Annotated in this window: 13 protein-coding genes; 3 read left to right on the top strand and 10 right to left on the bottom strand. The window is 62.8% G+C overall.

Annotation, left to right across the window (positions count from 1 at the left end):
- Positions 1 to 131 precede the first annotated feature (131 nt).
- The 4 genes from MET49242_RS08470 to MET49242_RS08450 form a co-directional block, all read right to left on the bottom strand.
- The gene (locus MET49242_RS08470; protein WP_084678941.1) at positions 132 to 2,321 is read right to left on the bottom strand and encodes an AAA family ATPase; all 2,190 of its coding nucleotides are present in this window, start codon (positions 2,319 to 2,321) and stop codon (positions 132 to 134) included.
- A 365-nt stretch (positions 2,322 to 2,686) separates the two neighbouring features.
- Entirely contained in the window at positions 2,687 to 2,917 is a 231-nt protein-coding gene (locus MET49242_RS08460) for a hypothetical protein (protein WP_036282325.1), read from the bottom strand.
- Positions 2,918 to 2,973: 56 nt separating this feature from the next.
- Positions 2,974 to 3,522, bottom strand: coding sequence for a hypothetical protein (locus tag MET49242_RS24825; RefSeq protein ID WP_144259526.1), 549 nt, complete (start codon positions 3,520 to 3,522; stop codon positions 2,974 to 2,976).
- A complete protein-coding gene (locus MET49242_RS08450) occupies positions 3,509 to 4,789 on the bottom strand; it encodes a site-specific integrase (protein WP_036282322.1) in 1,281 nt (426 codons plus the stop codon). The genes MET49242_RS24825 and MET49242_RS08450 overlap by 14 nt, the downstream gene beginning before the upstream one ends.
- A gap of 591 nt (positions 4,790 to 5,380) precedes the next feature.
- Between MET49242_RS08450 and MET49242_RS08445 the strand changes: the two genes are divergently transcribed.
- Both MET49242_RS08445 and MET49242_RS08435 read left to right on the top strand, forming a co-directional pair.
- Positions 5,381 to 7,633 (top strand): tetratricopeptide repeat protein, encoded by a 2,253-nt coding sequence (locus MET49242_RS08445; RefSeq protein WP_084678940.1) that lies wholly within the window; start codon positions 5,381 to 5,383, stop codon positions 7,631 to 7,633.
- Between the two features lie 992 nt (positions 7,634 to 8,625).
- Positions 8,626 to 8,979 carry a hypothetical protein gene (locus MET49242_RS08435; RefSeq protein WP_227968418.1) on the top strand — a complete coding sequence of 118 codons (354 nt, stop codon included), beginning with the start codon at positions 8,626 to 8,628 and terminating at the stop codon, positions 8,977 to 8,979.
- 305 nt (positions 8,980 to 9,284) lie between these two features.
- Here MET49242_RS08435 and MET49242_RS08430 read toward each other — a convergent pair whose 3' ends face one another.
- Entirely contained in the window at positions 9,285 to 9,515 is a 231-nt protein-coding gene (locus tag MET49242_RS08430) for a hypothetical protein (RefSeq protein WP_036282318.1), read from the bottom strand.
- A 229-nt stretch (positions 9,516 to 9,744) separates the two neighbouring features.
- Between MET49242_RS08430 and MET49242_RS08425 the strand changes: the two genes are divergently transcribed.
- The gene (locus MET49242_RS08425) at positions 9,745 to 11,280 is read left to right on the top strand and encodes a PLP-dependent aminotransferase family protein (RefSeq protein WP_036282314.1); all 1,536 of its coding nucleotides are present in this window, start codon (positions 9,745 to 9,747) and stop codon (positions 11,278 to 11,280) included.
- Between the two features lie 21 nt (positions 11,281 to 11,301).
- Here MET49242_RS08425 and MET49242_RS08420 read toward each other — a convergent pair whose 3' ends face one another.
- The 5 genes from MET49242_RS08420 to MET49242_RS08400 all read right to left on the bottom strand — a co-directional run bounded on the left by MET49242_RS08420 (position 11,302) and on the right by MET49242_RS08400 (position 16,443).
- Positions 11,302 to 11,556, bottom strand: a complete 255-nt coding sequence (locus MET49242_RS08420) for a hypothetical protein (RefSeq protein WP_036282311.1) — start codon at positions 11,554 to 11,556, stop codon at positions 11,302 to 11,304.
- 118 nt (positions 11,557 to 11,674) lie between these two features.
- Positions 11,675 to 12,628, bottom strand: a complete 954-nt coding sequence (gene haoB, locus MET49242_RS08415; protein WP_036282309.1) for a hydroxylamine oxidation protein HaoB — start codon at positions 12,626 to 12,628, stop codon at positions 11,675 to 11,677.
- Positions 12,629 to 12,760: 132 nt separating this feature from the next.
- Positions 12,761 to 14,482, bottom strand: a complete 1,722-nt coding sequence (locus MET49242_RS08410) for a multiheme c-type cytochrome (protein WP_036282308.1) — start codon at positions 14,480 to 14,482, stop codon at positions 12,761 to 12,763.
- 181 nt (positions 14,483 to 14,663) lie between these two features.
- Complete coding sequence (locus tag MET49242_RS08405; protein WP_036282307.1) at positions 14,664 to 15,620, bottom strand: transketolase family protein; 957 nt, start codon at positions 15,618 to 15,620, stop codon at positions 14,664 to 14,666.
- Positions 15,613 to 16,443 carry a transketolase gene (locus tag MET49242_RS08400; RefSeq protein WP_036282306.1) on the bottom strand — a complete coding sequence of 277 codons (831 nt, stop codon included), beginning with the start codon at positions 16,441 to 16,443 and terminating at the stop codon, positions 15,613 to 15,615. Before MET49242_RS08400 ends, MET49242_RS08405 begins: the two co-directional genes overlap by 8 nt.
- Positions 16,444 to 16,448 lie beyond the last annotated feature (5 nt).

Genomic DNA, 16,448 nt, shown 5'->3' with positions numbered 1-16,448 from the left:
CTGTTTTTGCCGGACAAGCCGGACAAGCCGGACATTTGTCCGTTTTGTCGCGAGCAATTAGCCGGACAGACCGGACAGCACCCCATAAGGGGTGCGTCCTTGTCCGGGTGCTTTGTCCGTGTCCGTGGGGTCTATTCATCGTCTGAGACCTGCCAGACGAGAGTGCGGGCGCCGTCGTCGCGGACTGCGATCGCATGGCCGGTCAACAATTCAGCCTCGCCGCGCCGAAATGCCTTTTGCTTTGCGGCTTGCTGCTTTTCGACCGTGTCGCCGTCGGCGGGCCACGCCGCGTAAAATTCACGCCGAACGTCCTCGCGCTCTGCGGCGCGCACTTCCGGTCCATCCATGCCGAACGGCCGTGTCGTCTCTCCCTTGTCGCCAACTGCGATTTGTAGGGCCGAGAGATACGCTCGCGCCGGCCGGGTCATGCGCGGCGCGGTTTCGACGCGATCCGCGGCTTGCGTCGGCTCCACGTAGCAGGCGCCATACGGCTCGCCGTCTTCGTCGGCGCCCAGCTCCACGAAGCGCAGCTCGAAGGCCGAAATTTCGCCCTCTTCGCCGACGCGCGATTTCGCCAGCGCCAGGCGCCGATCCGAGACCTTGCCGGTAACTTCGTTGCGGTTTGCCAAAACGGACAGGATAGCGTCCGCGCCGCCGCGCCATGCCGACGCGCCGCGCAAGCCGGTGTCGGTCGCCTTGCCGAAGTGGTGAACCGGAATGACCACGGCGCCGACGGCGTCGCCGATGCGCCTCATCGCGGCGATGATGCGATTTGCCTCCGCTGAGGCGTTCTCGTCCTGCATCGCGAAGGCCGCGCCGAGCGTGTCGATAACGACGGCGCCCAGTCTCACGCCATGGTCCGTGTTCATACGCTCGGCGACGGCGCGCAGTTTGGCAATGGCGGCGTTGAGGTCGCGCGAGTCAGACAGGTTGCCGACACCATCAATCCACGCGATCGGAAGCGGCTCGCCGGTCGTCTTCTGTTGGCGCGCGACGTGAATACGCGCCGCCAGCGTCGCCGCACCCTCGGCCGCGAGAAAGACTACGCCGACGCGCTCGGCGACCTTGTGTCCGAAAAACGGCTCTCCGCTGCCGAGCGACGTGGCAAGGTCAACGGCGATGAAAGTTTTTCCGGCGCCGCTTTGTCCGCCGAGGAAGGTCACGCCACGGAGCGGAAGCAACCGTTTCACGAGCTGCGGCGGCGGCTCGAGCTTCGTGGCGCCATCGAAGCAGACGCCCGCTAGCGGGTCCGCCGGCTGCGACAAAATCTCGCCTGTCTCGGCGTCCGCTGTCACGCCGTCCTGGACGATCGTCGCGCGCGGTTTCGGCCCGAGATGCCCTGTCGATCCGAAGTCGGCGCCGCTCTCGTCGAGACGAAGCCAATCCGCCACGGCGCGCCCGATCGCATCGCCGAAGACGTCACACGCCCTCGGCAAACCCGAGAATTTTTCGCCCGAGCTCGCCCGCGCATACGTGCTTCGGATCGCCGCCGCGAAGTCTCTCGCATCTTCGTCGCCGACAGCGCGGGCGAGCGCCTCGGCAAAAAGTTTGCTCTCGCTCTCCGAAAATCCGGCGCGGACTAGGACGCCAGCGACGGCGAGGCGCGCATCATGGCGCGCGCCATGCGCGGGCCAATGCCGCGCCAACAAGCTGCATGCGGCGAGGCGCTCGACGCGACGCAAAAGGTCGTCGCATTCGACGCGCGCAGGCTCGCCGTCACATCCCGGCTCCCAAGCGATCGGCTCGCTTGTGTCTTCGTGTGCCGAGCCCGGAAAGACTGTCTGGACTTTCGGCCCAAGCCGCAAATCGACAAGGCGCGCCTTTGCGCCACGCTCCTTGGCGATCGGATCGTCAAAGTAGACGTTGGCGGAAAGATTTACACTAGCTGAGTTAGTGTAATAGAGCCAATGCGACGCGCGCGCCGTCTCGCGACCGAAGATCGCTGCGGTTTTTGGAAGGAAATACGGCGCGGCCGCGATGGCCTCGGGACAGTCAAGGTCAACGTCGCTCAGGCCCGATGAGTTTTGGCCTAATACAACTCCGATGTTGGCCGGCGCGCCGTTAAAATAGCGTGACGCCTCGTCGGCGCTGATCCGGAGGTCCGTCCAGCCGGGGAGTGATGGCGCTTTCGATCGGAAACCAATCGGGATCGGCGACCAGCCCCGCTCGATGTAGTCGAGCGCGACAGCGAGCGGCGACGGGGCGTCGCCAGTGGGGGCGGGAGGCGGCGACGGCTGGCGACGCCAGGGGGGCGAGGGCGCAAGCGTCATCGGCATGGCCTCGCCGGCAAGACGATGCCGCGCAAAAAGTCCAAGAGCCATCCTGGACCGTCAGGCGCTCGCGCCGCCGCGCGGTCGCCTTCCAGCCAGATGGAATGCAGCACGCTGTCCCGGTCGCGGGGCGCCCCGGCGGACCAGCGGCCATACCTGAAGATGACTCGACGCTGACCGTCCGTAAGCCGAACGATCGTCGCCCACCACGCGGGGTATCGAGGGTCCACCAGCTCGCCGTCGGACGGGTCGCGCGAGACGGGGCGGAGCCGATAAAGGCGACGATCTGCGACCGATTGCGCGGAGGCTTCTGGTTTGGTATTTCGCACGTCGGACGCGCCGGGAAGCAAGTCCTTTTGAAGGTCGCCGCCAGCGTCTCGCCGGGGCGGCTTTCTCATTTTTAAGGGCGCCATGAATCAGGCGGCCTCGGGCCGGTCGCTCGTTGACGCCATCGGAGCGCTGATCTTGCGCAGCGCCCAGGCGTCAAGAAGGTCGATCTCGTAAAGAACCGCCTTTCCGGCCTTGCGGAACAAAGGACCGCCGCCGACGGTCGCCAACTTCGCGAGCGTCTTTTCAGAGCCGAAACCGTATTTCGATTTGAGGTATTCGCCGGCCTGTTTGCGGCGAAGAAATTGCTGCGTGACCATATGCCATTCCTCGTTTTGTGGAACGGCTCACGAATTTACGCACGTTTTCCCGTTTGTCAGTCCGCGTCGTTTTTCAAATTCGCGTGGACTCTCCCGATACGATTAATTTCCTCGGGGTCAGTTATGCATTCAAATTTCGTCGGATCGCATATCCTCACCCGCGCCGCATTGTAGCACTTGAAGAGGTAGGATCGCTCCTGCTTGCCGCCTCTCACGCGCTTCGCAACAGCCTCTTCAACGGTCATGCCCGATTCGCGATCGCGTATAATTTCCAAGCCGATTCGAACGCGGTCCTCATGATTTCGCACTCTCTGCATTCTGCCGGTGTGGCTTCCGTTTTTGTGAGGCTCCAAAACGACTGGCAATCTCCCATCATTCCCGTCCAGAAAATCAGCCAAAGCAACTGCTACCATCGGCGGCACACCCCGCCCCCGACGCATTAGCGCGGCGAGTCGCGCGGCGGAAGGAGGCCCGCCCGCACGCCCTTGCAACTCTATAAGTGCGAGCCGCCATTCTCGATCTTCGGAAACAGTTATCCCGTCGGCGCGAGCCGCGCTTTGTTCAAGGGGCGTCACTGGCGGGTCTAGGGTCTCATCCGTGCTCATTGCCTGTCGCCTTCCTGCGTAGCTCGACGATCTCCGCCTCGCGGCCATCGAGCATGGCGGAGATGCACGCCGACACGCGATCGGCGGCGGCAACAAGCGCCGCGTCGGGACGGCGAATGTAGTGACGCGCGGTCACGCCGCGCCGGGCATGGCCAAGCAGCTCCCCAATCGTGGCGTCTCCATATCCCTCATCGGCGGCGACGGAGGCGAAGGTCCGGCGAAGATCATGCGACCGAGTGTCTTTCAAACCGGCGGCGTCGAAGAGGTCGGCGAGCGCCTTTTTCATATCGGCGTGCCCGTCTCCCGTTCGGTTTGGAAAAACAAAATCGCCGGCACGGGGCAGGGTGGCCAGCAAGTCCAACACTGCGCGACCGATCGGCCGCATGGAGCGGCCCGTTTTTGTCTCTTGAAGACGCAGGCATGAATTTGCCGCGTCTATTTCGTTCCACCTCAGGCTGCAAATCTCTTCGCGTCTGGCGCCGGTCAAAGCGATGATCCGCAGGGCCGCGACGGGCGCCGGCCGGACTGCCTCTTGCTCACGCAACACGACGCCGAGCCTCGCCAGTTCTTCCGCCGTGAGGATTCGGTCTTTGGCGTCCCCCCGATGAGTCTCGACGCCGCGGGCCGGGTTGGCGCCTTCGACCAGTCCGCGCTTTTCCGCCCAGCTCCAAATCCCGCCGATCAGCTCAACGACACGTGCCGCTGTCCCGGCGCCCCCTTCGACGCGTGCGACGCCGCGCATCTTCGTCCTTATCGTGGCAGCGGTTTTTCCCGCTGCGATCGCGTCCGCCATGCGCTGCAAGTCGGCGCGGGTGATCTTGGACGCGACCTTTTTGCCGATGAGGGGGGCGATATGTCGCGCAACTCGCCCCTCGTCGATTGCGATCGTTGACGCACGCTTTGGCTTGCGGAACCGGGTCAGGACGAGGCCGGCGCGCGCGGCTTCGAGATACTGGTCGCACAATTCGGCGACCGTCAAAGCGGAACGCGCCTCATGCCGTTCCGCCGAAGGGTCGCCGCCTTCAGCGGCGTCGGCAAGCAAGCGCCGTGCTCTCGCGCGCGCCTCTTCTGGTGTGATCGTTCCGACCTTAGCGAAGGCCAGCCGGCGGGTCCGCCAGATCGGCGTTCGATATTGGATGATGTAGGCGCCGGCTCCTGACGGCTTCACCCGCACGCCGAAGCCCTTCAGTTCGCCATCCCAAACGAAGAGGTCGCCCGATTCCGGCGGCCGAAGGGCGTCGATTAGCCGTTTGGTCAGCTTCGCCATCTGCGGGCCCTGCGCTGGGGGAAGCCACCCCAGCGGTCGCGCCGGGGAAGCATGGGGGAAGCAGGCGGACGAAATTCGCGGTAAATTCGAGTCATAAGCGGATAAAACAAGTAAAGGGGAACGGCGTCAATATCAGTAACTTATAAAGATGGGGAAACAACGGGAAAACTCAGGGAAATATGTCAGCACTACGTTGACATCGTAGGGGTCACAGGTTCAATCCCTGTCGCGCCCACCATTTTATGTCAGATCCTCAGCGTAAAACACCAGGAACCGGTCGCATCCTGCGGAAACAGGAGGCCCGGCAAATGGCGGCGCGTTGTGAGGCCCACGCCTCTGCGTGGTCTCAATGCGTCGACCGACCCTCCCTCGCCTCGATGGCGGGTTTCTTCGTCTCCGCATCACTGCGCCCGTTTCGTCCGGCTGCTAATCCGACAAACTCTGCGCGACCCGCGCCGTCCATTCGCCCCCGTTTTCAATGAATTGCTTTGATGTCCGTAGACGCCCATTGGCGACGCACGCATATCCGTGTCATTTTACATAAAATATGGCATTGATGGCGCTGGGCAGAAACACGGCCAAATTCGAAATATGTCTGAGACGCCTTGTCGAATAGGGAGCGTTCCCGAGCCGCCAATACCCGCCAGCAAGCCGACCGCGGGGGTAACGGAGATTGCCGGCATCACCGCCTTGGACATAGACGCCGCCGGCGCGTCGGAACGCGACGACCGAGCCGCCGAGATCCAGGCGCTTCTCGAAACCGGTTGGGAGAGGGTGCAAGATAGCGAGCCGGCGGAGGCGATACGGGCGTTTCAAGCGGTCCTGGCCCTGATGCCCTTGCATATCGGCGCGCTGAACGGACTTGCCGCCGCTTATTTTCATCAGGGCCGGCGCGAGGAGGAGTTGGAAGTAGCGCTCAAGGCTGCCAGGATCGCGCCGGAAATCGCCGGGTTGCAGGTGCAGGCGGCGCAACTGCTCGGGAATTTCGGTCGCTGGGACGAAGCCGCAGCCGCCTTCCAAATCGCGCAATCAATCGACCCGAGCGTCGCCGGGACTTACGCGTCACTTGGCGCAACATTGAAACAGCGGGGCGAAGAGAACGAGACGATTGCCGCATTGCAGGCTAAAATAGAACTCGCGCCAGGCAATCCGGAACTGCGCGTGGATCTGGGCCACTTGCTGTTCAGAACGCGCCGGCCTGACGAGGCGGCAGAAGCGGCGTTTCGCGCCGCTCTGACGCTCGCCCCACACCACGCGGGCGCGCTCGTTGCGTTGACCACGATCTTTTTTCGACGCGGAAGGCTGGAGGAGGCCATCAACCTTCTGCGCGACGCTATTGCGCATGTCCCGGGGAACATGGCGCTGCAGTTGCGACTCGGCCAGTTGCTGGAAGAGAGGCATGAGATCGCCGCCGCCCGCACGGCGTTCGCGGCAGCGGCGCGCATCAACCCAGGTAACGCCACGGCGCAAGCCGGCCTGCGCCGCACGCGCGATCCGGATGGGCTGTTCGCATTATTCGAAAACTTGCTGGGGCCAAATCCGCGAGAGGGCAATCTCGCCGCGCTCGCCGGGGAAATGAATGTTCCGCAGACCCGGCTGAACGCTCTGCTGAACTTCGCACGCGACCCGCGCGAGTCCGGCATTGCGGATCTGGCCACCACGCCAATCGAACAGGCGTTGCTTCAGACCATCATTGTCGCCGCCGAACGCCACTCCTACGCGCAACATCACCTGCGGAGCGCGCCGCTCCCGAGGTTGCAAGTGGCGCACGAAGCGCTGGACGCGATCGCAGAAACACGCGGGCATGAAAGCTGGAGCGCGGTTCACTGGCTGAACGCCTTCAAATTGCGCCAGATTCGGCCCAGCCGTCGCGCCGCGGTGGTGGCGACGATGCGCGACGAAGGTCCCTATTTGCTTGAATGGGTGGCGCATTACCGCGTGCTAGGGTTCGACACGCTGTTCATCTATTCCAACGATAATCTGGATGGCTCCGAAGGCCTTTTGCGCAGCCTCGCGGAGCACGGCGTCATCACCTATATCGACAACAAAATGGATCCGGCCCGGCCGCACGATCCGCAGCAAAAGGTGTATGCGCACGCGCTGCACCTTCTGCCGGAACTGTGGGAGCATGAATGGGCGCTGGTGATCGACGGCGACGAGTTCCTCGTGCCCGCAGAGCATTATGGTTTTTCGATCGGCGCGCTCATCGACGATGCGCTGGCTCATTTCCCCGCGCGCGCTCCTTCCGCGATCTGCTTCAACTGGTTCTTGTATTTCAGCGGCTACGTCTATGCCTATGAGCAGCGACCCCTATGCAGGCGCTTTCCGCATGGGAAGGGGCGGCCGGGAATCAAAAGCCTGGTGCGGCTACGCGACATCATCTCCCTGCACCGCGTCCATTACCCGAACATTCCGCCCGACGGATTTCTGGCGCGCGCGGATTTCACGAGGCTGGACTGGTCGTTACGGCAGAAGAAACTTGATCCGGTCTTTACCAGCGGCAGGCTCGCGCATTACTGGTGCAAGTCGTTCGAGGAGTTCGCTGTCAAGAAAGCGCGCGGCGACGCGTTGACCAATCATACGATTTGGAAGCGCGAGTTCAAAGACTTCTTCACTTTCACCAACAACGCGCGTGAGACGCCGCGGAATTACCATCCGGCGCCGGAGTCGCTGATCCGCGCCGTCGAGGCCGAGATGGAGATGCTGCGCGCACTTCCGGGTGTTGCGTCGCATTTGGCGAAAATAGAGGAGAAGCGGCGCAGCTTCCTTGAACAGTTCGAGCCGGATGGCGGGTTGCCCGCCATCTACGAGAGCGTGAAGGCGGCCGTTCTGGGGCGCGACTAATAAAAGATCAAAGTTCGGCAGGCCGGTTGCCCGCAAATGATATGCCGATTTGCGGAGTTTTTTTACTCACACTCCCGGGTTCTCCGATCACCGCCGTTCGGCGAGGGTCCTCGCTCCGGCGACAATCCCGCATGCGCGCACTCCGATCCGTTCGGGAACTGTGGCGCTGGTCGAGCCCGCGCCTGTCGTTGAAGTGAAAAAGAAAAGAGCGCGTCTCAAATCTCCGAAATCGGCGGGTGCGGCAAATTGGGGAATTGCATCCGAGTTTCAATCGTCGCTCTATGCGGAACGATGGAAATTAAGAAATGATACGTCCGCAAATTTTCAACGCCGTAGCCATATCAATGCTCGTCGCAGCGTTGGGAAGCTTTGCGATGATATTTGGCGGCGGCTGATGGAAAGCATTACGCTGGGTGCTCCATAGTCGGATATTTACATCATCTGGAGTGACAGATTGATTGCCGACGCGGGTTGATTGGTGGAAATTGGCTTCACGCTTTGGCGTCGAGGTTGAGCGCGAGCGTCGCTAACGATCTCACCTGTGTTTTTCCAAAGGTCCCGAGCCGGTAGTTGCTGCCTATCAATCAGCCAGGCGAGACGGTGGACCGATTCAAATCACGTGAAGGGATTTTGCGTCTCACTGTCGTGGTCTGGATAAACGGGCGCATTCTCAGTGCGTGTCGCGCCGTGGGGAAACCGGGGGCGCGAGAACTTGTCGCCCGTCAGTCCGCGCGCGCCTGCGCCGTTGTGCCCGTCGGCGAAATCCATGCTATCGATCGTTGATGAGGCGGCGGGAAAGCGGAATTGGCGATGGAGCGCCGACGCCTTCGTTCTCATGCTCGCCGGATTGTCCGTGATTTGGGCGCGGCCGCCAAAATATTTGATGATGGCGCTTTGTCCACAAGCATCACGGCGACCGCTTGATCGACCCCGTCGACAATGTTTCGCTTGCGGCGACGGCAGCCGGAGCTGAGGCAGAAGCGGAGGATCATATGGATTTCCCGACGATCGACCCATTGATTGCCGCAGGGGTCGTCGCATCGACGGCGATCACCGACGCTGTCTATGTATTTTTCAATGCGGCCGTTTCCGAGCGCCGTCGAATTGCGGCCGCGAGCTGGAGCAGCATATGGTACCTGCTTTCCGCATTTGCGGTCATCAGCTACACGTCGAACTGGGCCTATGTTCTATTCGCGGCTGTCGGCGCGTGGATCGGCGGATTCCTGTCGATCACGGCGCTCACTCACGTCGCACCCTTGCGAGGCGGGAAGAGGTTGGCGCAAATGCGAGAGGAAGCGAAAACCGGGCAGGCGGCCTCTGCGCCGACCACACGGGATCAGCCGTAAGCCCAACCGATGAGGGCGGCGCCCACGAAGAAACCGAGGGTACCGATAATCATGAGCTTCACAAGGCCATCCGGCATGACGTCCTCCTCACAGCGAAACGGCCCGTCGCTACATCCGCGCTCGGGCCGCATCTTCGGTCACGCCGTCAGCGTCACCTTGTCGAAGAGATAGGAAGCCGGTTTCATCAAATCAAGGCGGCGGACTACCGGTTGGCCGCTCTGCCGAAAGACCTTGAACGAGCGGTTCCAGGCAACAAAAAAGGCGCCAATGTCGGCGCCCGGAAGTCGGGAGGAAGAGGAGCGCCGTCAGTCGGCGAGTTCGGCCTCTTTCAAAGGCTTCGCGTCGCGCGCGTCCAGGGCCGTCGTCTCGGCTGCCACTGCGCCGATGGGCGCCGGTGAAGACCTTGCCGCCTTGACGCTGCGCGTGGCCTGAGCGCTGTGGCGCTTTTCCGGACCAGAGGAACTGGTGATGAGGCCAAGCACCAGAAAGCCGACCCAAAACGCGGTCGGAACGATTTGCGAGTGAGTCAGAGCCATTCTTATCCTCCCCGAGCGCTGTTTTGCGCCATTAGAGCTTCGACCAAAAAATGGCCGTTAGAAAGCGCCAGAACGCAGGAAGCTAATGGCGCCAGTTAAAGGTTTTTTGACACATCGTTGGTTGCGATCTTTGGTCGCAGCAAGATGTATCGTGGCGCCAGTGCGCCAATCGGGCGTGGATCTATGTATTGGACCAAACGCCTCTTATCTGTGTGTCAGGAGGCACATGATGGGCATTTCCACGATAGGTCGTCCGGTTCCCGTTGTTCGGAGCGGACATGTGCAATTGTCGATACTTCTGCGGGAGTCGGACAAATCGACCCTGCAGAATCAGATCTTCGACCAGATCCGCTCGATGATCCTCAACGGGCAGCTTCGGGGAGACGATCCGCTGCCGACGACGCGTGAGCTGAGCAATCAGCTCGGCGTGTCGCGCAATACTGCGGTGCTTGCCTATGAGCGGCTGATTGCGGAAGGCTATATCCGCACCAAGCCTTACGTCGGCACTTTCGTCTCGCCGGATTTGCCCGACACGGCCTTCCTGTCGTCCGCAAACAATGGCGGCGGCCATGCGGCGGAGCCTGCGGCTGAGGATGAGCCCGAGCCCGTCGCTCCCGGGGGCGCGCTACGCACCCATCGCCTAGCCGACCCCGACCGGCGCCGGCTCGTGGCCGACTTCTGGGTCGGTCGTCCTGATCCGCGGTCCTTCCCGCTGAAGGCGTGGTCGCAACACATCAAGGCCCGGCTCAAGACCGCGGGCTCGAAGCTTACCAGCTACAACGATCCGGCCGGCCTGCTCGAACTGCGGCAGGCGATCGCCAAGCATCTAGCGCCGGCGCGCGGCGTCATCGCCGATCCGGACCAGATCATCATCGTCGGCGGTTGTCAGGACGGCTTCAATCTTGTCGGCCGTCTGCTCGTGAAACCCGGGACGACGGCGGTGATCGAATCGCCCTGTTACCAAGGGGCGGCCTTCGTGCTCGAGAGCCTCGGAGCCAAGCTGCATCCGGCGCCGATCGACCATGACGGACTCGACGTGTCGCGGTTGCCGCATGTGCGGGACGCCGTGGCCTATGTCACGCCCTCGCATCAATATCCGATCGGCGTGACGATGAGCCTGCAACGTCGAATCGAATTGCTGTCATGGGCGACGCAGTACGACGCCTACATCATGGAAGACGACTACGACAGCGACTTCCGCTTTGTCGGCTCGCCGCTGACGGCGCTCAAGGGCCTCGATCGCAACGAGCGCGTCATTTATCTCGGCACCTTCTCGAAATGCATGGGGCCTGGCCTGCGCCTCGGCTATGTCGTCGCGCCGCGCAGGCTCGTCGACAGTTTCCGCCGCATGAAGATGCTCATGAACAATGGCCAGAGCTGGCTGGAGCAGGCCGCCATGGCCGACTTCATGGCCAGCGGCGAGTTCGGTCGTCATCTGCGCCGCATCCGTCAGCTCTATCGCGAGCGCCGCGATGCGCTGCTCAATGCGCTGGCGAAACATTTCGGCCACTGCGAGGTCTTCGGCGACCAGGCGGGCATGCATCTGGTCTGGAAACTGCCCGAGGGTCTACCGGACGCCGCCGAGGTCGAGGCGAGAGGGCTCACTGCAGGCGTCGGAGTTTGCTCGCTCGCGACCGGTTCGGCGCTGCGCTTCGATAAGAATGACGGCGGCGATCGTCTGCTTATGCTTGGTTTCGTTGCGCTGACCGAGAAAGAGATCGAGGACGGAATCGCCCGTCTCGCAGGAGCGCTGCGCAGCAGCTAGGCCGCGCGGCGCCTCACGCCATCAGTTGCGGTGCAAGGGCGGGCTTGAGCCGTCCTTGCACGTCACCTCGTCCCTGTATCGAGCTCCATCCCATTTCCGCTCGGTCTTGCAGCCGAGACGGCCGGCTTCCGCGCGTTGGCGCCAGCCATTGTCATCGCGCTGATAGCCGTTCTCCGGTTCCTTGCCGCTGTCATCCTTGCGAGGTTCGGCGCCTGCTGCGGACAACCAGCCGGCGAGCGCAATCGACAGCGCGGTTGTGACGTAAAGTCGTTTCATCACGCGCCTCCACTTTTGCGACGTAATGAGTCAACCGGCGAGCGCGGAGCATGTTCCTCTTTCTGCAAATTGAGGTTGCGATCCTGCGCCGGCCACGGACGGCGATGGACTTTCCGCCTCAATCTTTCAGTCGGTATATCCACCAGCCCTTATGCTGATAGACGAGTTCCAGCGTGTCGAGCTGCATTGGGTTCGACGTCGAGAAGGGCAGGAGCTTCGCTATGAGCGCATCGCTGTCGCCCTTGCGCTGGAAATAATGCAGCCGCGTCGCGCCGCCTATCGGCTCGACGGCGAAGCCTCCCTCCACCTTTTGCTCGCGCATCCATTGCTGCGCGGATTTGATAACGCCATGCGAAACGCCCGACGAGGCGAAATCCTTGAAGCCGATGGAGAAGCGGTCCGGCTTCACAGCCGCGGCTTTCCAGACGTCCGAAATATGCACGGCCACATAGGCGGGCTTGCCGCCGGCGAGTTTTTTCAGCGTCGCCGCGCCCTGCGCTTCATCCGTCGCTGTGAGCGCGTCGATGAATTCGCCAAACGACTCCGCAGATTGCGGATTGGCGCCGGCGCCCCATCGGGCGCGTTCGTCGACGCGCGCGCCGGTCCAGGCGGGGGGGATGAGAAGTCCGCGCGCCTGCGAGTCGTCGAGCGGCGCCTGTCGTTTTGCGGCGACGCGAATGGCGCGTGAGAAATCCCACCACGCGAGAACGACGGCGTCCTCCGGGACATGTTCGCGGATGGCTGCCAGCACCTTGGTCATGTCGGCGGCGGAGGCGTCGGCGAAAAAGATCGGCTCCGTCACTTCGTTGCGCCAGACGATCGGCGCGAGGCGGGTTTCGTCGCGCGCAACGAGCCCGGTTGCGAGGGGGCGGCGCTCCTCGGGGCTCGTAATCTCGACACGCTGCAACGCCTCCGGCGCGAGGCCAAGGTTTTCGACCTCCTTCACGGCGTCGGCCCGGGCGGACGCCAGGGTGAAAGTATAATGCGCGACCGGATGCAGCGTGGAATAGGCGACCCAGCCGAGCAGGGCCACGCCCACTGCGATAAGCACCGCGCCGATGGTCTTTCTCATAAAAGGTTCAAACCTCTGTCTCGCGCTCTGTCCTGAAGGCGAGAGCGTCGGAAAAAGAAAAAAGCAATCCAGAACCGGGTTACGGCTCCGGATTGCTTGTCAAGTTTACGCACCTCTCACGCGAGGGGCGCCTTACGCCTTCTTTCTGTCGCGAAGGAACAACAGGCCGGCGCCGATGAGCACCGCGAGACCGCCGAGCCCGGCCGCCCAGGCGCGGCGCGCCGGCGAGTCGAGATCGTAGAGATCGCCGCGCTTCTGGCCCGAGATGCGCTTCAGCTCGGCTCGGATCTCTGCGGCTTCACGCAGGCGCGTGTCCTCGTCGTTGATCTTCGCCGCGCTCTTGATGAGCTGCGACCAGCCGTCGGAGTAGGTGTATCCGCCGGGGTTCATGTGGGCGAGCGCCTTGTAGTGCTTGATCTGATGGTGCTCCCACATCTCGGCGAACTCGTATTCCACCGCCGTCGGGTTGTTGCCCTTCTGCCAGAACAGCTGGAAGAACGCGCCCGGCTCGTCCTTCTCCGTCGGAGGCGGAGCAGGGCGGTTGGTCGTCTGACCCGGCAGCAGCTTGTCGTTGTAAAGCTTCACGAGCACGCTGCGCGCCTGCTCCGTGATGTTGATGCCGGAAATCACGCCCTTGTCCATGTCGTCGAGATAGGCGCGGGCGAAGCTGTCGGAGTGACAGTTCGAGCAGGTCGAAACCCACGATTCCTTGCGCTTGACGAACCACGGATGGTTCAGATTGTCGGCGATCTTCGGCATGGGCAGGAAGGCCCAGCGCGACTTGCGCACCATGTTGTGGGTGAACTTGCCCTCATATTCCATATGGCAGAACTGGCAGGTCGGGGCGTTCATATTGCCCTTTTCCATCGCGTCCGCGAGACGCGCGTTCCAGTCCCAGCTGTCGCCGCGGGTCTGGTAGACCGTGCCATGCTTCGAGAGCATGTAGTTTTCGAATTCATTGTGGTCGACGCCGTTGTGGCACTGCGCGCAGGCCTGCGGCTTGCGGGCTTCGACCGACGAGAATTCGTGGCGCGTATGGCAGCTGTTGCAGGTCGTCTGCGGCGTGTGACAGAAGGTGCAGCCCTCGGCCACTTCGCGCTGCTCCATCGCGGCCCAGATCGCGTTCTCGACATTCGCCTTGTAGGAAAGAGCGTGCGAGGGATGACCCGGATTCCACTGGCCCTGCGGCCAGGTGAAGGTGTCGCGCTCCGATTCACGCTCGGCGAATTGCTGGACGTGACACTGACCGCAGGCCGCGGCGTCGGGCATTTTCAGCTCGGCCTTGTGCTGACCGTGGTCCTTGCCGACGCCCATGTGGCAGTCGATACAGCCGACTTCCTTCAGATTCTCGCCGGCCTTCAGCGTTCCCATCGAACGCAGATTGTCCTCGACCTCCTTGATCATCGCCTTCTTGTAGGCGCGTGAATCGGAGTCGGGGAGCTTGCGGATCTCGTCGAGATTGCCGTGAACGCTCTTTTGCCAGCTGTGGGTCCAGCCGGGCGTGGTCTGCTGATGGCACTCGACGCATTGCGCGCGCGAGGCGTCGACGTCCACGGTCTGTGGCGGCTTGTAGAAGCTCTGGGGGTTCAGATATTTCGAAATCGGGATCGGCTCCCAATACTTCGCAAGCGACCCCTTGCCGGCGCCCTGAGCTTCGTCGTGATAACGCTTCGTCAGCGCTTCGTAGAGCTCCTTCGGCGACGCGGACTTGGCGAGGCCAAGCGCCTTGTAGGTCTCGTCGGGCGTCTCAGCCGAGGCCGGCCCCGCGAAGGCGAGCGTCATCGCGCAGGCGAACGCTCCCAGAATGGCCGCGACTTTTCGCCGGCCATTCAAAATCGTTTTCAGTTTGAACATGTTGACTCCCGCCCGGGATACGAATCCGGCTTGACGCCGCTATTGTCGGCGCCCACGTGGCGAGAGGGAAGGACCACCGCTGGCGGCCTTCATGGCGCCACCCTTACGCTTTCGATCCCCGCAGGCTGCTTGCACAATAGGCGATTGAGACGGTTTTCGCTACGTGTTGCTTAATCGCTGTTCAGCCCGAGCTCGCCATGCGCTTCAGAGGGGCGCCTGTAGCAAGCGCGCTCGCAATGGCGTCCTGAACAGTCATCGCATCCAGCCCATAGCGTCCGCGTAGATATGACTGGTCGCCGACAATGGTCGGGAAGACGTCGCCGAGCGCGACGCTTCTGAAAAACCCCGGCCGCGCGCCCGACGTCACCAGCGTTTCAGCAACGGCGCCCATCAGGCCGCCGACGCGGTTGTGCTCTTCGAGCGTCACGATCCCGCCGGTTTCCCTTGCAGCCGAAAGGATCGCCTCTTCGTCCAGCGGCTTGATCGTGTGCATCGCCTCGATGCGGCATTGGACGCCCTGCGCCGACAAACTGTCGGCCGCCGCGAGCGCTTCGCGCATTATTGCGCCCGTCGCGATGATGGTGGCGTCCGCGCCTTCGCGCACGCGACGCGCCTTGCCGACGGTGGCGCGCTCGCCCTCGCGGCGCGCCATGCCGCCCGCGTCCTTGTCGATGCGCAGATAGGCCGGCCCTTTTTGTCGCGCGAGGTCGCGGGTCAGATCCTGCGCCTCCCATTTCTCAGTCGGCGCTACGACGCGCATGTTCGGCAGCGCGCGCATGATGGCGAGGTCTTCGGTCGCGAAATGCGACATGCCCAGTTGTCCATACGAGAATCCGCCGCCCACCGCGACGATGGTGACGTCGCAATCGTGGTAGCAGATGTCGTTGCGGACCTGCTCGAGGCAGCGCAGCGTCGGGAAATTTGCGATGGAATAAGTGTAGACCCGCCAGCCCGCGAGCGCCATGCCAGCGGCGATGGACGTCATGTTCTGCTCGGCGACCCCGGCGTTGACGAATTGATTGGGAAAGCGCTCCGCGAATTTCGTGAGCACGCCATATCCCAGATCGCCGGTGATGAGCACGACGCGCGGGTCTTCGGCTGCGAGTTCAGTGAGCGTCTCGATGAAGGCGTCACGCATCGGCCGACTCCAGCTCCGAAATCGCCTGATCGAAATCGGCGCCGAGCGGCGTGCGATAGTGCCAGGCCACCTGATTCTCCATGAAGGACACGCCTTTGCCCTTCGTCGTATGCGCAATGAGGACGTCGGGTTTTCCGGGCGCGAAGGGCAGGCGGTCGAAGGCGTCGAGGAGTTGCGAATGGTCATGGCCGTCGATTTCCTCGACCGCCCATCCGAAGGCGCGCCATTTGTCCGCGAATGGCTCCAGCGCGAGAGTGTCTGCGACGCTCGCGAGGCTTTGCAGCTTGTTGTAGTCGATGATGGCGACGAGATTGTCGAGACTGTGATGCGCGGCGAACATCGCCGCCTCCCATGTCGAACCCTCGTCGCATTCGCCGTCACCGAGCAGCGCGAAGGCGCGCCAGTTCTCGCGGCCGCGTTTCGCCGCCAGCGCCATGCCGGTCGCGACATTCAGCCCATGGCCGAGCGCGCCGGTGGAAAGCTCCACCCCCGGCACGCCCTGGTGCGAGACATGCCCCGAGAAGATCGAGCCGTTCTGATAGTGCTGCTCCAGCAGCGTCGCGTCGAAGAAACCCGTCTCCGCCAGCGCCGCATAAACGGCCGCGCCGGCATGGCCCTTGGAGAGAATGAAGCGGTCGCGGTCGGGATTTTGCGGATCGAAGGGATCGACATTCAACGCCGCGCCGTAAAGCGTCGCGAGAATGTCGGCGATGGAGAGCGCTGATCCGACATGCGAGCTTTTTCCGCGGTTCGTCATGCGGATGACGTCGAGGCGGATACGCCTCGCGAGCGCGACGGTGTCGAGTTTTGGGGTGAGGGGCATTGGGT

Origin of the sequence: Methylocystis sp. ATCC 49242 (genome assembly GCF_000188155.2) — a bacterium.
GTDB lineage: Bacteria > Pseudomonadota > Alphaproteobacteria > Rhizobiales > Beijerinckiaceae > Methylocystis.
Note: the sequence above shows the minus strand (reverse complement) of the source record. Positions and strands in the feature narration are given on the sequence as shown.

What these genes read in the sequence shown, in the direction of transcription:
- haoB (WP_036282309.1), bottom strand. Translation starts at nt 12,628, where the DNA reads ATGAGAAAGACCATCGGCGCGGTGCTTATCGCAGTGGGCGTGGCCCTG.
- MET49242_RS08450 (WP_036282322.1), bottom strand. Translation starts at nt 4,789, where the DNA reads ATGGCGAAGCTGACCAAACGGCTAATCGACGCCCTTCGGCCGCCGGAA.
- MET49242_RS08400 (WP_036282306.1), bottom strand. Translation starts at nt 16,443, where the DNA reads ATGCCCCTCACCCCAAAACTCGACACCGTCGCGCTCGCGAGGCGTATC.
- MET49242_RS24825 (WP_144259526.1), bottom strand. Translation starts at nt 3,522, where the DNA reads ATGAGCACGGATGAGACCCTAGACCCGCCAGTGACGCCCCTTGAACAA.
- MET49242_RS08420 (WP_036282311.1), bottom strand. Translation starts at nt 11,556, where the DNA reads ATGAAACGACTTTACGTCACAACCGCGCTGTCGATTGCGCTCGCCGGC.
- MET49242_RS08405 (WP_036282307.1), bottom strand. Translation starts at nt 15,620, where the DNA reads ATGCGTGACGCCTTCATCGAGACGCTCACTGAACTCGCAGCCGAAGAC.
- MET49242_RS08425 (WP_036282314.1), top strand. Translation starts at nt 9,745, where the DNA reads ATGGGCATTTCCACGATAGGTCGTCCGGTTCCCGTTGTTCGGAGCGGA.
- MET49242_RS08445 (WP_084678940.1), top strand. Translation starts at nt 5,381, where the DNA reads ATGTCTGAGACGCCTTGTCGAATAGGGAGCGTTCCCGAGCCGCCAATA.
- MET49242_RS08430 (WP_036282318.1), bottom strand. Translation starts at nt 9,515, where the DNA reads ATGGCTCTGACTCACTCGCAAATCGTTCCGACCGCGTTTTGGGTCGGC.
- MET49242_RS08470 (WP_084678941.1), bottom strand. Translation starts at nt 2,321, where the DNA reads ATGGCTCTTGGACTTTTTGCGCGGCATCGTCTTGCCGGCGAGGCCATG.
- MET49242_RS08435 (WP_227968418.1), top strand. Translation starts at nt 8,626, where the DNA reads ATGGATTTCCCGACGATCGACCCATTGATTGCCGCAGGGGTCGTCGCA.
- MET49242_RS08460 (WP_036282325.1), bottom strand. Translation starts at nt 2,917, where the DNA reads ATGGTCACGCAGCAATTTCTTCGCCGCAAACAGGCCGGCGAATACCTC.
- MET49242_RS08410 (WP_036282308.1), bottom strand. Translation starts at nt 14,482, where the DNA reads ATGTTCAAACTGAAAACGATTTTGAATGGCCGGCGAAAAGTCGCGGCC.